Below are 13678 nucleotides of genomic sequence, written 5' to 3' on the forward strand. Positions count from 1 at the left end.
GCGAGCACGCACATGTGCCAGACCAGCGCAAAACACAGCACCAGGCTGAACACCGAGATCACCACGCCGGCAGCGGTGTTGCGTGGCATATGGATATCCTCATAGCGGGCCTGGTGCTGCCAGGCGCGGCCCTGCTGCTTGTCGTCCCAATGCTGTTCCAGCGAGGTGATGGTGGGCAGCGTGGCGAAGTTGTAGAACGGCGGCGGCGAGGCGGTGGCCCACTCCAGGCTGCGCGCATTCCACGGGTCGCCGGTGAGGTCCAGGTTGGCCTTGCGGTCCCGCACGCTGACGTAGAACTGGATGAACATCGCGGCGATGCCGGCGGCGATCACCAGTGCACCGATGGCCGCCACGATCAACCACGGCTGGTAGCCCTCGACCGCGTAGTGGTTCATGCGTCGGGTCATGCCCTTGAAGCCCAGCACGTACAGCGGCATGAAGGCCAGGTAGAAGCCGACCAGCCAGCACCAGAACGAAATCTTGCCCCAGCGCTCGTTGAGGGTGAAACCGAACGCCTTCGGGAACCAGAAGGTGATACCGGCCAGGCAGCCGAACACCACGCCACCGATGATCACGTTATGGAAGTGCGCGATCAGGAACAGGCTGTTGTGCAGCACGAAATCCGCACCCGGAATGGCCAGCATCACGCCGGTCATGCCGCCGAGTGCGAAGGTGACCATGAAACCGATCGTCCACATCGTCGAGGAGTGGTAGCGGATGCGGCCGCGGTACATGGTGAACAGCCAGTTGAACAGCTTCACCCCGGTCGGGATGGAGATGATCGAGGTCATGATGCCGAAGAACGCGTTGACGTTCGCGCCCGAGCCCATGGTGAAGAAGTGGTGCAGCCAGACGAAGAACGACAGCACGCCGATCGAGCAGGTCGCATAGACCATCGAGCGGTAGCCGAACAGCGGCTTGCCCGAGAACGTGGCGATGATCTCCGAGAACGCGCCGAAGCACGGCAGGATCAGCACGTAAACTTCCGGGTGGCCCCAGATCCAGATCAGGTTGACGTACATCATGGCGTTGCCGCCGGCATCGTTGGTGAAGAAGTGCATACCGAAGTAACGGTCCATGCTCAGCAGCACCAGGGTGGCGGTCAGCACCGGGAAGATCGCCACGATCAGGATGTTGGTGATCAGCGCGGTCCAGGTGAACACTGGCATCTTCATCAGGTCCATGCCTGGCGCCCGCATCTTGAGGATGGTGACGATGAAGTTCAGGCCGGTGAGCGTGGTGCCGATGCCCGATACCTGCAGTGACCAGATGTAGTAGTCCACGCCCACCGTGGGGCTGTACTGAATCCCCGACAGCGGCGGATAGGCCACCCAGCCGGTGGCGGCGAAGTCGCCGACGAACATCGACAGCATCACCAGCACCGCGCCCACCGCCGACAGCCAGAAGCTGAGCGAGTTGACGAACGGGAAGGCCACGTCACGCGCACCGATCTGCAACGGCACCACGATGTTCATCAGCCCCACGATGAGCGGGGTCGCCACGAAGAAGATCATGATCACCCCGTGCGCGGTGAAGATCTGGTCGTAATGTTCCGGCGGCAGGTAGCCGGCCGCATCATTGGCCGCGATGGCCTGCTGGGCACGCATCATCAGCGCATCGGCGAAGCCACGCACCAGCATGACCAGCGCCAGCAGGATGTACATCACGCCGATCTTCTTGTGGTCCACCGAGGTGATCCACTCGGTCCACAGGTAGCCCCACTTCCTGAAGTAGGTGATCGCCGCGATGATCGCCACGCCCAGCAGCAGCGAACCGGCCAACGCCGACATGATGATCGGGTCGTGGTAGGGAATCGCTTCGAGGTTCAACTTTCCAAGCACAATCAGTTCTCCGCGGTACGGCTGGCGGCAGGCGCGGCCAGGCTCACGAGTTGGGTTTTGGCCTCGGGCGCTTCGCCCGGCAGGCAGATCTCGTCATCGGGCATGCCGCCGTGGCGGCGCACGATACTGTCGAACAACCCGGTATCCACCGCGCTGAAGCGCAGCAGCGGCGAGCCATGGGTAGGCGTTTCCAGTTCGGCCAGGCGGGTGGCGCCAAGCTGGTCGCCGCTACTGCGGGCCTGCGCCAGCCAGCGGGCGAAATCGGCCTCGGTGACCACCCGCGCCGGGAACTTCATGTCCGAGAAGCCGGCACCGCTGTACGCCGACGACATCCCGGCGTAGGTGCCCGGGGTGTGCCCGATCAGGTGCAGGCGGGTCTGCATGCCGGCCATGGTGTAGACCATGCTGCCCAGCTGCGGCACGAAGAAGGCATTCATCATCGACTCGGAGGTCAGCTTGAACGCCACCGGCGTATCCACCGGCATCACCAGCTCGTTGACCGTGGCCACGTTGTAGTCGGGGTAGATGAACAACCACTTCCAGTTCAACGCCACCACTTCCACCCGCAACGGCGCCTTGTCCGATTCAATCGGCCTGTACGGGTCCAGCGCGTGGGTGCTTTTCCAGATCAGCACCGCTAGCACCACGATGATCAGGCACGGGATGGTCCAGATGACAACCTCGATCGCGGTGGAGTGCGACCAGTCCGGCGCATAGGTAGCCTGGGTGTTGGACGCGCGATAACGCCACGCGAAGTACAGCGTGAGCAGGATGACCGGGATGACCACCAGCAGCATCAGGCCGGTGCAGACCAGGATCAGCTGCATCTCCTGTTCGGCGATGCTGCCCATGGGATTGAACAGTTCCAGGGAGGTGCAGCCGGTGAGCAGCGGCAGCAGCGCCGCCAGGCCGAACCAGCGTCCGGCGCGGGCGTGGCCGGCCAACGTGGCGCGGCGAGCAGGGTGTGTAACGGGGATCATGCGGGACGGCCCTTCCAACGCGGTGCCGGGCCGGGCGGCCCGGATCATGAAAAGTGGCGGACACCCTCCTGCATGACCGATATGCATGGGGGGTGCCCGCCGCAGCCGCGTACGTTAGGCAACGACATGATCCATACATGATGCGACACACTGTCGCAGGCACCTGCGCGGCGCGGCGTAAGATGCGCCGATGCAAGCCGACAGCCCCGCGTGGAGCAGCCTCATCGCCGACGGCCACGGGCCGCTCTACCTGCGCATCGTGCAGGCGCTCGAACGCGCCGTGTGGTCCGGCGCGCTGCGCCCCGGCCAACGCCTGCCCGCGCAGCGTGCACTGGCCAACGACCTCGGCGTGGACCTCACCACGGTCACCCGCGCGTTCAACGAGGCGCGCAAGCGCGGCCTGATCGACGCCCGCGGCCCACTGGGCTCGTTCGTCGCCCCGCCCCAGGTAGCGCTGGACCAGCTGGTGGACCTGAGCATGAACCTGCCGCCGACCCCGCCCGGCGGCGAGGTGGCCGACATGCTGCGGCGTGGCCTGGCCACGGTGCTCACCCGCAGCGATGCCGGCAACCTGATGACTTACCACGTCGGCGGCGGCAGCCGTGCCGATCATCTGGCCGCGCAGCAGTGGCTCAAACCGATGCTGGGCAAGGTGGACAGCGAGCGGCTGGTGGTGACCGAAGGCGCACAGGCCGCGCTGTCGGCGCTGCTGCTGGCGCTCACCGCGGCCGGCGACACCATCCTGTGCGAACCACTGGTCTATCCCGGCCTGCTGCATGCGGCGCGGGTATTGCAACGCAAGCTGGTGGTAGTAGCGTGCGACGAGCACGGCATGCGCCCGGACGCGCTGCGTCGGCAGGCGCGCGCCACCGGCGCGAAGGTGGTCTACCTCAACCCGACCGCGCAGAACCCCACCGCCCATACCGTGCCCGACGCGCGCCGGGGGGCGCTGGCCGAGGTGCTGCGCGCGCAGGACCTGCACCTCATCGAAGACGATCCGTACTGGTTGCTGGTCGACGATGCCCCTGCCCCGCTCGCCCTGTTGGCGCCGCAGCACACCTGCTACATCTCCACGTTGTCCAAGTGCCTGAGCCCGGGCCTGCATACCGGCTTCGTCCACCTGCCCGACGGCGTGTCACGCCAGCGCATGCTCGACGCGCTGCGCGCGGTCAACCTGATGGCGCCGCCTCTGATGAACGCCCTGGTCACCCAGTTGATTCTGGATGGCTCGGCCACTGCCCTGCTCACACTGGTGCAGGCTGAAGCCGCCGAGCGCCGCTACCTGGCGCAGTCGGCGCTGTCGCCGACGTTCCTGCAGCACTGCGCCGGCGTGCACGCATGGTGCCGCCTGCCGGCGCATTGGACTGCGGCAAGCCTCACCCATGCAGCGCGCCTGCAGGGGCTGGGCATCGCCCCATCGTCGGCCTTCACCCCGGACGGCGTGGCCATCCATGATGCGGTGCGGATCTCGCTGGGCGCGGCAGGAAGCCGGCAGGAACTGCACCGGGCGCTGCGGCAGCTGGATCAGTTGATGCATGTGGCCAGCGCCGGCGGCGCTCACTGGACCCCCTGAGCCGCGCGCGGTGACGCCCAGCTCAACCAGAAACGGCTTTGGCGCGCTTCCAGACGGCTTCAAATTCGCTGGCGGTGATGCTGTCATCCGAATCCAGGTCCAGCCAGGACAGCGGCTGGTCGGACATCGGGAAGCGGGCATCGGCCTGCCCGGATTTATCGGCCCAGACCAGCACGCTGCGATAGCTTTCGACCTGGCGGACGATCACATCGCCCTGTGCCTCGAGGTAGATCGTGCCGTGGCCGATGTCCGATTCGGCGGGGTGTTTGTAGTGTTTCCGGGTCGTGCTCATGGCAAACGCTCAGGGCGGGCGGTGGGGAGGGCGCGAAATATACCGCGATCCGGCGCGGATCTGGCGCCTTTGCCAGGGGTGCCACGGGGTTGGGTATTACCTGCGGCGTGAGGTGGCGCGGGGTTGCAGGGCATCCAGCGCGTCGGCATTGCGCCGTGCCCAGTCGTAGATCAACTCGATCGGCTCCACCAGCTGCCGGCCCAGCGCTGTCAGCGTGTACTCCACCGATGGCGGCACCGTGGGAAATTCGGTGCGCCGCACGATCCCCGCGCTTTCCATGTCGCGCAGGGTCTGGATCAGCATTTTCCTGGAGATCGCCGGCAGGCTGCGGTGCAGCGCATTGCTGCGCGCGGTGCCTTCGTGGCGCACGGCCAGGGTGTGCAGCACCATGGAGGTCCACTTGGTGCTGAACAGTTCCAGCACCCGCCGTGGGGCGCAATCCTCGCGCCATTCTTCGTCCGGACTGCCGGTTTTCATCGCGTGGTTACCATTTGGTGCCTTCTTTCGGGCGGTGCGCGCCTATCCTACTGTGTGCGCCTGGAACGGAATGAAAAGGCCATATCGTGACGAACAAAGCGTTGGTAGTCGGGGCAACCGGCATTGTGGGCAGTGCATTGATCCAGCGGCTGCTGGACGCCGGCTGGGAGGTCGACGGGCTGGCCCGCCGTCCGGAACAGGTGCCAAAGGGCGCCCATGGCGTCGCCGCCGATCTGCAGGACGCCGCCTCCACCCGGGCGGCGCTGGCACGCCTGGCGCCCTCCCATGTGTTCATCACCACCTGGTCGCGCCAGGCCAACGAGGCCGAGAACATCCGCGTCAATGCGGCGATGGTGCGCAACCTGCTGGACGCCGTGCAGCCGGCCGGCAGCGTGAAGCACGTCGCGCTGGTCACCGGGCTGAAGCATTACCTGGGGCCGTTTGAAGCCTATGCGCAGGGTGCCTTGCCACAGACGCCGTTCCGCGAGGAACAGCCACGGCTGGCGGTGGAGAACTTCTACTACGCGCAGGAAGACGAGGTATTTGCCGCTGCAGCGCGCGACGGCTTCAACTGGAGCGTGCATCGCCCGCACACGGTGATCGGCGCGGCGGTGGGCAATGCCATGAACATGGGCACGACGCTGGCGGTGTACGCCACGCTGTGCAAGCGCAGCGGGCGTCCGTTCTACTTCCCCGGCTCGCCCGCACAGTGGGAAGGGCTCACCGACATGACCGATGCAGGCCTGCTCGCCAGACACCTGCTGTGGGCAACCCAGACGCCTGCGGCCGCCAACCAGGCCTTCAACGTGGTCAACGGCGATGTATTCCGCTGGCGCTGGATGTGGTCGCGGATCGCGACGTGGTTCGATCTGGAACCGGCCCCGTTCACCGGCGAGGTGCGCCCGCTGGAGCAGCAGATGGCCGGCGATGCCGCCGCATGGTCGGCATTGGCGGCCGCGCATGGGCTGGTCGAGCAGGACATCCACCGACTGATCTCGCCGTGGCATACCGATGCAGACCTCGGCCGGCCACTGGAAGTGGTCACCGACATGTCCAAGAGCCGGCGGCTCGGCTTCCTGGACTACCAACCGAGCGACGATGCGTTCTTCGCCCTGTTCGCGAAGCTGCGCGCGCAGCGGCTGATTCCGTAGCCGGGCCGCGCCCTGGATAACGGATCCGTGGCACGGGATGCACGATGGACTAACGCCCGTACGCACTACCCTCGATGATGAAGTGTGGCCCCCGCCGCATGCGTCCCCGCGAGGTAGCCACCGTGCCAGACCCGTTCCCTTGCCGCATCCTGCTTGTGGAAGACAACGATGCGCTCCGCACCAGGACCACCACGATCCTGGATGAGGACGGTTTCGACGTGGTGTCCGCCGCCGACGCCGAATCCGCGCTGGATCACCTGACCGGCGCGACGTCGTTCGACCTGCTGTTTTCCAGCATCGGCCTGCCGGGTATGGACGGCTGGAGCCTGGCAAAGCGTGCCAGCCGCCTGCATCCGACGATGCCCATCCTGCTGATGACCACCTACGCGGGCGACGTGGACGCTCGCCCGCACTTCCTCTATCCCGGCATGAACCTGATCCGCAAACCCTTCACCGCCGAAGAAGTGCTGGGCTCGGTACGCGAATTGGCCTGAGCCGGGCCAGGTATCAGGCGTTGACGTCCACCACCGTGCGGCCCTGCACGCGCCCTTCCAGCACCTGCGCGGCGATGGCCGGTACCTGTGCCAGGCCGATCACCTGCGTGGTCCGTGCCAGCTTGCCAGGCTCCAGATCGGTAGCCAGGCGCGCCCACGCGTGCTGGCGTGCGGCCAGCGGTGCGTTGACCGAATCGATGCCGGCCAGCGTCACGTTGCGCAGGATGAAGGGCAGCACCGAACCGGGCAGGTCAGCCCCCTGCGCCAACCCGAACGCGGCGACCACGCCGCGATAGCGGATCTGGGCGAGCACGTTGGCCAGGGTGTGGCTGCCGACCGAGTCGATGGCGCCGGCCCAGCGCTCCTTGGCGATCGGTGCGCCCGGCGCGGACAGCGTGTGGCGGTCGATGACCTCGGCCGCGCCCAGTTCCTTCAGATACGCCGATTCCTCCAGGCGACCGGTGGACGCCACCACCCGGTAACCCAGCCCGGACAGCAGTGCGATGGCGATGGAACCAGCGCCGCCGTTGGCGCCGGTGACCAGGATGTCGCCGCTGTCGGGAGTTAGCCCGCCATGCTCCAGGGCCAGCACCGACAGCATCGCGGTGTAGCCGGCGGTGCCGATCGCCATCGCATCGCGGGCGCTGAACGCATCGGGCACCTTCACCAGCCATTCGCCGGGCACACTCGCCTTCTGCGCATAGCCGCCGTGGTGGGTCTGGCTCAAGCCATGGCCGTTGACCAGCACGCGGTCGCCGGGCGCGATGCCGGGGTAGTTGGACGTCTCGACCACGCCGGCCAAGTCGATGCCGGGGATCAACGGGAAGCTGCGGATCACCGGCGAGCGGCCCGACAGGGCCAGCGCATCCTTGTAGTTGACCGTGGAGAACGCCACGGCCACGGTGACGTCGCCGGGCATGAGGTCATGTTCTTCCAGGGTCACGATATCGGTGGCGATGGTATCGCCGGTCTTGCGGGCAAGCAGGGCGTTGAAGGTCATGACGGTCTCCGGGGGCATGGTGGCACTGTGCGGTGAAATCGGCCTGGCATCCACTCGAAGGGAATTCAAAGGAACACTAGACGACCGGTCTAATGGCGAGTACAGTGCGTCCCATGAGCACCGCACCGGCCACCGACAACACCGACGTCCGCGACAGGATCCTGGCCACCGGCCAGCGGATCATGGGCGGCAAAGGGTTTTCCGCCGTTGGCCTGAATGAAGTACTGACCGCGGCAGGCGTGCCGAAGGGCTCGTTCTATCACTACTTCGGGTCCAAGGACGCCTTTGGTGAAGCCCTGCTCGAGGACTACTTCGCCACCTATCTGGCCGACATGGACCGCATCTTCCGGCAGACCGGCCAGACCGGTGCGCAGCGGCTGGATGCGTATTTCCAGGCGTGGCGTGACAACCAATCCTTCGAAGACTGCCAGGGCAAATGCCTGGCGGTGAAGCTGGGAGCCGAGGTTGCCGACCTGTCCGGGAGCATGCGCGCGTCACTCAAGCGCGGCACCGCCGCCATCATCGAGCAGATGGCCCATGCGATCACTGCCGGCGTCGACGACGGTTCGCTGTCGCCCGACGACCCGGCCGACAGCGTGGCGCAGAGCCTGTATCAGCTCTGGCTGGGCGCGAGCCTGATGGTCAAGATCGTCCGCCACACCCAGCCGTTCGACGACGCGGCGCGCACCACGGCAAGGATTCTCCACCCCTCCCGCTGACGGGAGGGCCACGCAGCAGGCGCTTCATCGGCGACCTGCTTTTTTCACGCCCGATCACTAGACGACCGGTCTACTGTTTCTCATCCCGACGTTACGCCACCCCAAGGAGCTCCACCATGAAAGTCCTCATCGTTCTTACCTCCCACGACCAACTCGGCAACACCGGCCGCAAGACCGGTTTCTGGCTCGAAGAACTCGCCGCGCCCTACTACACCTTCAAGGACGCCGGCGCGGAGATCGTGCTGGCCTCGCCCAAGGGCGGCCTGCCGCCGCTCGACCCCAAGAGCAACGAACCCGACTTCCAGACCGAGCTGACCCGTCGCTTCGAAGCCGATGCCGCCGCCAATGCGCAGTTGGCCAACACCGTCCGCCTGGACAGCGTCGCGCAGGCCGACTTCGACACCGTGTTCTATCCCGGCGGCCACGGCCCGCTCTGGGACCTGGCCGAAGACACGCACTCCATCGCATTGATCGAATCGTTCATCGCCGCCGGCAAGCCGGTCGCGCTGGTCTGCCACGCCCCGGGCGTGTTGCGTCACGTCAAGGCCGCCGATGGCAAGCCGCTGGTCGATGGCAAGAAGGTCACCGGCTTCACCAACACCGAAGAAGAAGGCGTCGGCCTCACCAAGGTCGTGCCGTTCCTGGTCGAGGACACGCTCAAGGCGCTCGGCGGCGACTACTCGAAGGGGCCGGATTGGGGCTCGTACGTGGTGCGCGATGGCCTGCTGATCACCGGGCAAAACCCGGGATCGTCGTCGGAGGCGGCGGCGGCGTTGATGCAGCAGGTAGATGCTGAAGCGAAGCGCTGAAGCGATTGGTCCGGTGCCGCGAGTGCGGCACCGGACAACCTGGTCTGGGAGCGGCGCTGACTGCTCCCAGTGCTACGCTCGCGTTCGAATGGCCTGCGGCACCATGCTGCGGCGAACCGCAAGGCCGGCTCGGCTGACAGTGCTCAACCGCCAGCCTCCTGCTAGCCCGTCTCCCGCTCCTGCGCTTCCAGCGCACTGGCAAACCGGCCCATCAAACGCACCAGGTCCGCCACCTCCTGCGGCGCCCATGACTGGAAGATATGCCGGCCGATCCGCTCACGCGCGGCGTCCAGGCGATCGGTCATTTCCTTGCCCTTTGGCGCGATGGTCGCCTCGCGGATGCGGCGGTCCTGTGGATTGCCGCGACGAGTGACCAGTTCCATCGCCGCCAGTTTGGCGACCTGCCGGCTGATGGTCGTGTAATCGCGGCCCAGCCGATCGGCCAGGTCCACCACCCCGATGGGCCCCACCCGCTCGATCATCACCAGCAGCCGGAACAGGGCCTGGTCCAGCTTGACCCCGGCTTCCTGGAGCAGGCGCTCGTCGTTGCGCGGGCGGTTCATCACGCTGGCAATGCCGACCATGGCGAGATGGAGCGCCTTCAGGTCCGGCGAAATATGTGTATCTTGCACCTTCTTTTTCAGCGGCATAGCATCCCCTCCAAGTAAGTGCATATTACACATACCTGGAGAATGAGGATGGGCAATACCCCCGATGTAATGATCTGTGGCGCCGGTGCCGCCGGCCTGACCCTGGCCATCGAACTGGCCCGCCGAGGCGTGGCGTTCCGGCTGCTGGAGCAGCGCGAACAGCCGTTCCATGGCTCACGCGGCAAGGGCATCCAGCCGCGCAGCCAGGAGATCTTCGAGGACATGGGCATCGTCGAGCGGCTGTTCGCCGCAGGCGGCCCCTACCCCGTGTCGCGCAGCCACCGCGCCGATGGCAGCAGCACCGATGCCATCGTTCTGGAGGGAGCGCCGGCCACCCCGGCCGAGCCTTACCGGCAGCCGCTGATGGTGCCGCAGTTCCTGACCGAAGCGGTGATGCGCGAGCGCCTCGCCGAACTGGGGCATCACGTCGAATTTGGCCACGCGGTAGTGGGTTTCGAGCAGGACGGTGACAGCGTCAGCGTCCACCTTGCTACGCCTTCCGGTGAGCAGACCGTGCGTGCCCGCTATCTGATCGGTGCCGACGGCGGCCGCAGTTTCGTGCGCCAGGCCTTGGACATTGGTTTCCCCGGCAGGACCCTCGGCGTACGCGCGGTGGTCGCCGATATCGACCTGCGGGGACTGCCACGCGATGCGTGGCACACCTTCAACGCGGACGACATGGCGCGCCGTATTTCCCTGTGTCCGCTGATGGGAACCGCCCTGTTCCAGCTGCAGGCACCGGTGCCGCTTGAAGGTGAGGTGGATCTGTCGGTGGACGGGCTGGCGGCGATGGTGCGCGAACGAACGGGCCGCGCAGACCTCACCGTTGAAGACGTCTCGTGGGCGTCGGCGTACGTGATGAACGCGCGGCTCGCCGACCGCTACCGGGTCGGTCGTGTGTTCCTGGTGGGCGACGCAGCCCATACGCATCCGCCGACGGGCGGCCAGGGCCTCAATACCAGCGCGCAGGATGCGTACAACCTCGGTTGGAAACTGGCCTCGGTGCTGCAGGGCGCGCCGGCGGCGTTGCTGGAGACCTACGAGGAAGAACGTCGCCCCATTGCCGCGTCCATGCTCGGCTTGGCCACCCGCCTGCTGGATGACGCCCAGCGCGGCGACAACCGGCGCGGACGCGAGGTGCAGCAGCTGGATCTCGGGTATCGGGAGTCAACACTGTCATTGCCGGGCGCGTTGCGCGAGGGATGCATCAGGCCAGGCGACCGCGCCCCGGATGCGCCGTTGCTGGGTGCAGGCGGCCAGCCCGTGCGGCTGTTCGAGGTGTTTCGCGGCACGCACTGGACGCTGCTCGGCTACGCGACCGATCGCGCCACCGGCCCGGTGCGTAGCGGTTTGCAGGTGCACGTCATTGGCCCGGCGGGCGATCTGCACGATACGGATCTGCACGTTGAAAAGGCGTACGGAATGGCCCCCGGCGAGTGGGTACTGATCCGACCCGATGGCTATGTGGCTGCGGTGGTCGATGCGAACGGTATCGACAGCCTTGCCAAGCATCTTGACGCGTATTCGCCTTGAGGACCGCTATCGGTTACCTGCTACAGCGCCTCAGGCTAGGCAAACGACACCACTTCGCCACGGCGGGTTGCCAGGTCATACACCACGATCGCTTCCTCGTCGGTACCTGCATTGCATACCCGGTCGCCATCATCGCTCCAGGCTGCGGAGCCGCCGGGCATCGTGAAGTCATCGGCGGGGCCCACGCCATTGGCCATCAGCACGGTCAGCCCGTGCTGCCGCGCGATGGCGGGATAGTGTCGGTAGGCGGTATCGACGCCGCGCGCGGCCTTGGCGACGCTGGCCAGGTACACCGTTGCGCCGGCGGTCTTCGCGTCGCGTGCATGGTGCTCCTGCAGGGACTCGTAGCAGATGGCCGGGGCGAGCACTGCGCCGCCCAACGGGAAGGTCATGGCCCGGTCGCCGGCACTGAAGTACGGCAGCTCGTCGTCATGCAGAATCTGCTTGGCGTAGACCGTCGGCGTTTGGTGGCAACGGAACACGAACATTCCGATCTCCGTCCCGTGACGCCCACGGTATGGCGCGCCGACGGCGATCAATAGCCGGTGTCGGTTGCTGAGCGCCTGGAACACGTCCAGGCGCGAATCGTCCGACGCCATTGCCAGACGCTGGGCCATCCGGGGTTCGTAGCCGGTGAGCGAGAGCTCCGGGAAGCACACCGCCGCGCCGCCGTGGAAGGCCGCCCGTTCAATGAACCGGGTGTGCCGCTCGATGTTCGCGTCGATATCGCCGGCCATCGACCGTATCTGCGCCGCGACAAGCTTCATGGATGCTCCTTGGACAGGGACGCGGTGGTCGGTAGTGAACCCCTCCCCCCGCTCACGCAACTTTAACCCGTCGCGCTCGTTAATGCCGCCGTGGCCTAGTTCCACCATGCCCCCAACCCACCGAGATCGCCATGGATACCAACGCACGCCGCGGTATCGCGCTGCTCTGCAGTGTCGTGATGTTGACTGGATGCGGTACCGCCCAGATCAAGGGCTGGAGCAAGCCCGGGGCGAGCGACGCGCAGAAACAGCGCGATCTTGCCGAGTGCGACTACGACGCCTCCAAGGCCACGACCGGCGATGGGCGAGCGCCCAAAAGCTCGGGGGACGCGGTGGGAGACGGTGTCGTGCGCGGGATGGAGAAATCGGACCTGATCAAGAAGTGCATGCGCATCCGAGGCTACAGCGGCTGAGATGTCCCTGTTCCATCCGGTCTGGAGCGACCCCAATGAAACGTCCCGCGATGCTGTTCGCTCTTGCGCTCTCCATTGCCCTGGCGGCACCGGCGCCCGCCCAAGCGAAAAAACCCGCTACCCCAGCCGCACCCGCGCGCACCACCGATGGCATGGCCTGCGACAGCCCCAACCAGTCCCAGGCCGGGCTGAACCAATGTGCCGGCATCACCGCCCGGTCCGCCGATGCCGAGCTCAACCGCGTTTATGCGCAGGTGCTGGCCGCCAATGCCCAGGACAAGGCGTTTCTGGACAAGCTGAAGGCGTCGCAGCGCGCCTGGGTTGCATTCCGCGATGCGCAGATCGCAGCGCGGTACCCAAGCCCGGCCGACTATGGCAGCGTCCTGCCGATGTGCCAGAGCGGGGAGTACGAGCAGTTGACGCGCGACCGGGTGGAACAGCTGAAGGTATGGGTTGCCGGGGTCGAGGAAGGCGATGTCTGCGCGGGCTCCTATCCGATGCGCAAGTAGTCCGCTACCGCGCACTTCCGTCCACATAGGGCCGCGACTGCAGCATCAGCACCTCATCGCCGACCACGGCCCACTCGATGTCCTGGTCCACACCGCCCAGTGCCTGCTTGGTCGCCGCCCCGACCTTGGCCAACCGCGCGATCAGCGCATCGGTCAGCACCTGGCGTGAGCCGGTGATGGGAACTTCGCGGACCCCGCCGCCCGCCTTGGCCACCAGCTGGGTATCTTCCGCCGACCGGCTCAATACCTGCACCGCCTTGGACCAGTTCGAATACATCACCTGTTCGGCTTGGCGCTTGCCCTCCACCACGCGGATTCCCAGTCCACGCTTGGCCGAAATGTAGGTGATGTGGCGGCGGGCCGCATCGAAGGGGTCGCGGGTGATCATCACGCCCGACGTGTCCGAGGGCACGGCAAGCTGTACCAGCACCGCCATGGACACCGCATCCTGTCCCAGCCCCGCGGCCGCG

At 66.4% G+C, this 13678-nt stretch carries 16 protein-coding genes; 8 read left to right on the plus strand and 8 right to left on the minus strand.

Features of this window, described 5'->3' with window-relative positions:
* Positions 1-1841 (minus strand): cytochrome o ubiquinol oxidase subunit I (gene cyoB / locus RTO53_RS15130; protein ID WP_312238567.1); only part of this gene is annotated, 1841 nt, incomplete at its 3' end.
* Between the two features lie 2 nt (positions 1842-1843).
* Complete coding sequence (gene cyoA / locus RTO53_RS15135) at positions 1844-2821, minus strand: ubiquinol oxidase subunit II (protein WP_312238568.1); 978 nt, start codon at positions 2819-2821, stop codon at positions 1844-1846.
* Positions 2822-3011: 190 nt separating this feature from the next.
* On the opposite strand from cyoA, the gene RTO53_RS15140 reads away from it, so the two are divergent.
* Positions 3012-4394 (plus strand): PLP-dependent aminotransferase family protein, encoded by a 1383-nt coding sequence (locus RTO53_RS15140; protein ID WP_312238569.1) that lies wholly within the window; start codon positions 3012-3014, stop codon positions 4392-4394.
* 22 nt (positions 4395-4416) lie between these two features.
* On the opposite strand, the gene RTO53_RS15145 is transcribed toward RTO53_RS15140, so the two are convergent.
* Entirely contained in the window at positions 4417-4686 is a 270-nt protein-coding gene (locus RTO53_RS15145) for a hypothetical protein (protein WP_312238570.1), read from the minus strand.
* A 96-nt stretch (positions 4687-4782) separates the two neighbouring features.
* Positions 4783-5163 (minus strand): helix-turn-helix domain-containing protein, encoded by a 381-nt coding sequence (locus tag RTO53_RS15150; RefSeq protein ID WP_312238571.1) that lies wholly within the window; start codon positions 5161-5163, stop codon positions 4783-4785.
* Positions 5164-5249: 86 nt separating this feature from the next.
* Between RTO53_RS15150 and RTO53_RS15155 the strand changes: the two genes are divergently transcribed.
* Together RTO53_RS15155 and RTO53_RS15160 are read left to right on the plus strand one after the other, a co-directional pair.
* Entirely contained in the window at positions 5250-6314 is a 1065-nt protein-coding gene (locus RTO53_RS15155) for an SDR family oxidoreductase (protein ID WP_312238572.1), read from the plus strand.
* A gap of 149 nt (positions 6315-6463) precedes the next feature.
* The gene (locus tag RTO53_RS15160; RefSeq protein ID WP_312238581.1) at positions 6464-6808 is read left to right on the plus strand and encodes a response regulator; all 345 of its coding nucleotides are present in this window, start codon (positions 6464-6466) and stop codon (positions 6806-6808) included.
* A gap of 13 nt (positions 6809-6821) precedes the next feature.
* On the opposite strand, the gene RTO53_RS15165 is transcribed toward RTO53_RS15160, so the two are convergent.
* Positions 6822-7808 (minus strand): MDR family oxidoreductase, encoded by a 987-nt coding sequence (locus tag RTO53_RS15165; RefSeq protein ID WP_312238573.1) that lies wholly within the window; start codon positions 7806-7808, stop codon positions 6822-6824.
* Positions 7809-7921: 113 nt separating this feature from the next.
* Here RTO53_RS15165 and RTO53_RS15170 point away from each other — a divergent pair, with 113 nt between their 5' ends.
* Together RTO53_RS15170 and RTO53_RS15175 are read left to right on the plus strand one after the other, a co-directional pair.
* Entirely contained in the window at positions 7922-8527 is a 606-nt protein-coding gene (locus RTO53_RS15170; protein ID WP_312238574.1) for a TetR/AcrR family transcriptional regulator, read from the plus strand.
* A 116-nt stretch (positions 8528-8643) separates the two neighbouring features.
* Positions 8644-9336, plus strand: coding sequence for a type 1 glutamine amidotransferase domain-containing protein (locus tag RTO53_RS15175; protein ID WP_312238575.1), 693 nt, complete (start codon positions 8644-8646; stop codon positions 9334-9336).
* A 161-nt stretch (positions 9337-9497) separates the two neighbouring features.
* Here the strand turns inward: RTO53_RS15175 and RTO53_RS15180 are convergent, their stop codons facing one another.
* On the minus strand, positions 9498-9986 hold the full coding sequence (locus tag RTO53_RS15180) for a MarR family winged helix-turn-helix transcriptional regulator (RefSeq protein ID WP_312238576.1): 489 nt from the start codon (positions 9984-9986) through the stop codon (positions 9498-9500).
* A gap of 48 nt (positions 9987-10034) precedes the next feature.
* On the opposite strand from RTO53_RS15180, the gene RTO53_RS15185 reads away from it, so the two are divergent.
* Positions 10035-11519: an FAD-dependent oxidoreductase gene (locus RTO53_RS15185; RefSeq protein WP_312238577.1), complete on the plus strand. Its 1485-nt coding sequence runs from the start codon at positions 10035-10037 to the stop codon at positions 11517-11519.
* Positions 11520-11554: 35 nt separating this feature from the next.
* On the opposite strand, the gene RTO53_RS15190 is transcribed toward RTO53_RS15185, so the two are convergent.
* On the minus strand, positions 11555-12286 hold the full coding sequence (locus tag RTO53_RS15190) for a carbon-nitrogen hydrolase family protein (protein WP_312238582.1): 732 nt from the start codon (positions 12284-12286) through the stop codon (positions 11555-11557).
* Positions 12287-12417: 131 nt separating this feature from the next.
* Between RTO53_RS15190 and RTO53_RS15195 the strand changes: the two genes are divergently transcribed.
* Positions 12418-12699, plus strand: a complete 282-nt coding sequence (locus tag RTO53_RS15195) for a hypothetical protein (RefSeq protein WP_312238578.1) — start codon at positions 12418-12420, stop codon at positions 12697-12699.
* 35 nt (positions 12700-12734) lie between these two features.
* Positions 12735-13208, plus strand: coding sequence for a lysozyme inhibitor LprI family protein (locus RTO53_RS15200; protein WP_312238579.1), 474 nt, complete (start codon positions 12735-12737; stop codon positions 13206-13208).
* 4 nt (positions 13209-13212) lie between these two features.
* On the opposite strand, the gene RTO53_RS15205 is transcribed toward RTO53_RS15200, so the two are convergent.
* On the minus strand, positions 13213-13678 hold a 466-nt coding region (locus RTO53_RS15205; protein WP_312238580.1), incomplete at its 5' end, for a PEP/pyruvate-binding domain-containing protein.

The sequence above is a fragment of the Stenotrophomonas sp. genome, from assembly GCF_031995405.1.
Classification (GTDB): Bacteria; Pseudomonadota; Gammaproteobacteria; order Xanthomonadales; family Xanthomonadaceae; genus Stenotrophomonas.

What these genes read in the sequence shown, in the direction of transcription:
- cyoA (WP_312238568.1), bottom strand. Translation starts at nt 2,821, where the DNA reads ATGATCCCCGTTACACACCCTGCTCGCCGCGCCACGTTGGCCGGCCAC.
- RTO53_RS15140 (WP_312238569.1), top strand. Translation starts at nt 3,012, where the DNA reads ATGCAAGCCGACAGCCCCGCGTGGAGCAGCCTCATCGCCGACGGCCAC.
- RTO53_RS15145 (WP_312238570.1), bottom strand. Translation starts at nt 4,686, where the DNA reads ATGAGCACGACCCGGAAACACTACAAACACCCCGCCGAATCGGACATC.
- RTO53_RS15150 (WP_312238571.1), bottom strand. Translation starts at nt 5,163, where the DNA reads ATGAAAACCGGCAGTCCGGACGAAGAATGGCGCGAGGATTGCGCCCCA.
- RTO53_RS15165 (WP_312238573.1), bottom strand. Translation starts at nt 7,808, where the DNA reads ATGACCTTCAACGCCCTGCTTGCCCGCAAGACCGGCGATACCATCGCC.
- RTO53_RS15170 (WP_312238574.1), top strand. Translation starts at nt 7,922, where the DNA reads ATGAGCACCGCACCGGCCACCGACAACACCGACGTCCGCGACAGGATC.
- RTO53_RS15175 (WP_312238575.1), top strand. Translation starts at nt 8,644, where the DNA reads ATGAAAGTCCTCATCGTTCTTACCTCCCACGACCAACTCGGCAACACC.
- RTO53_RS15180 (WP_312238576.1), bottom strand. Translation starts at nt 9,986, where the DNA reads ATGCCGCTGAAAAAGAAGGTGCAAGATACACATATTTCGCCGGACCTG.
- RTO53_RS15185 (WP_312238577.1), top strand. Translation starts at nt 10,035, where the DNA reads ATGGGCAATACCCCCGATGTAATGATCTGTGGCGCCGGTGCCGCCGGC.
- RTO53_RS15190 (WP_312238582.1), bottom strand. Translation starts at nt 12,286, where the DNA reads ATGAAGCTTGTCGCGGCGCAGATACGGTCGATGGCCGGCGATATCGAC.
- RTO53_RS15195 (WP_312238578.1), top strand. Translation starts at nt 12,418, where the DNA reads ATGGATACCAACGCACGCCGCGGTATCGCGCTGCTCTGCAGTGTCGTG.
- RTO53_RS15200 (WP_312238579.1), top strand. Translation starts at nt 12,735, where the DNA reads ATGAAACGTCCCGCGATGCTGTTCGCTCTTGCGCTCTCCATTGCCCTG.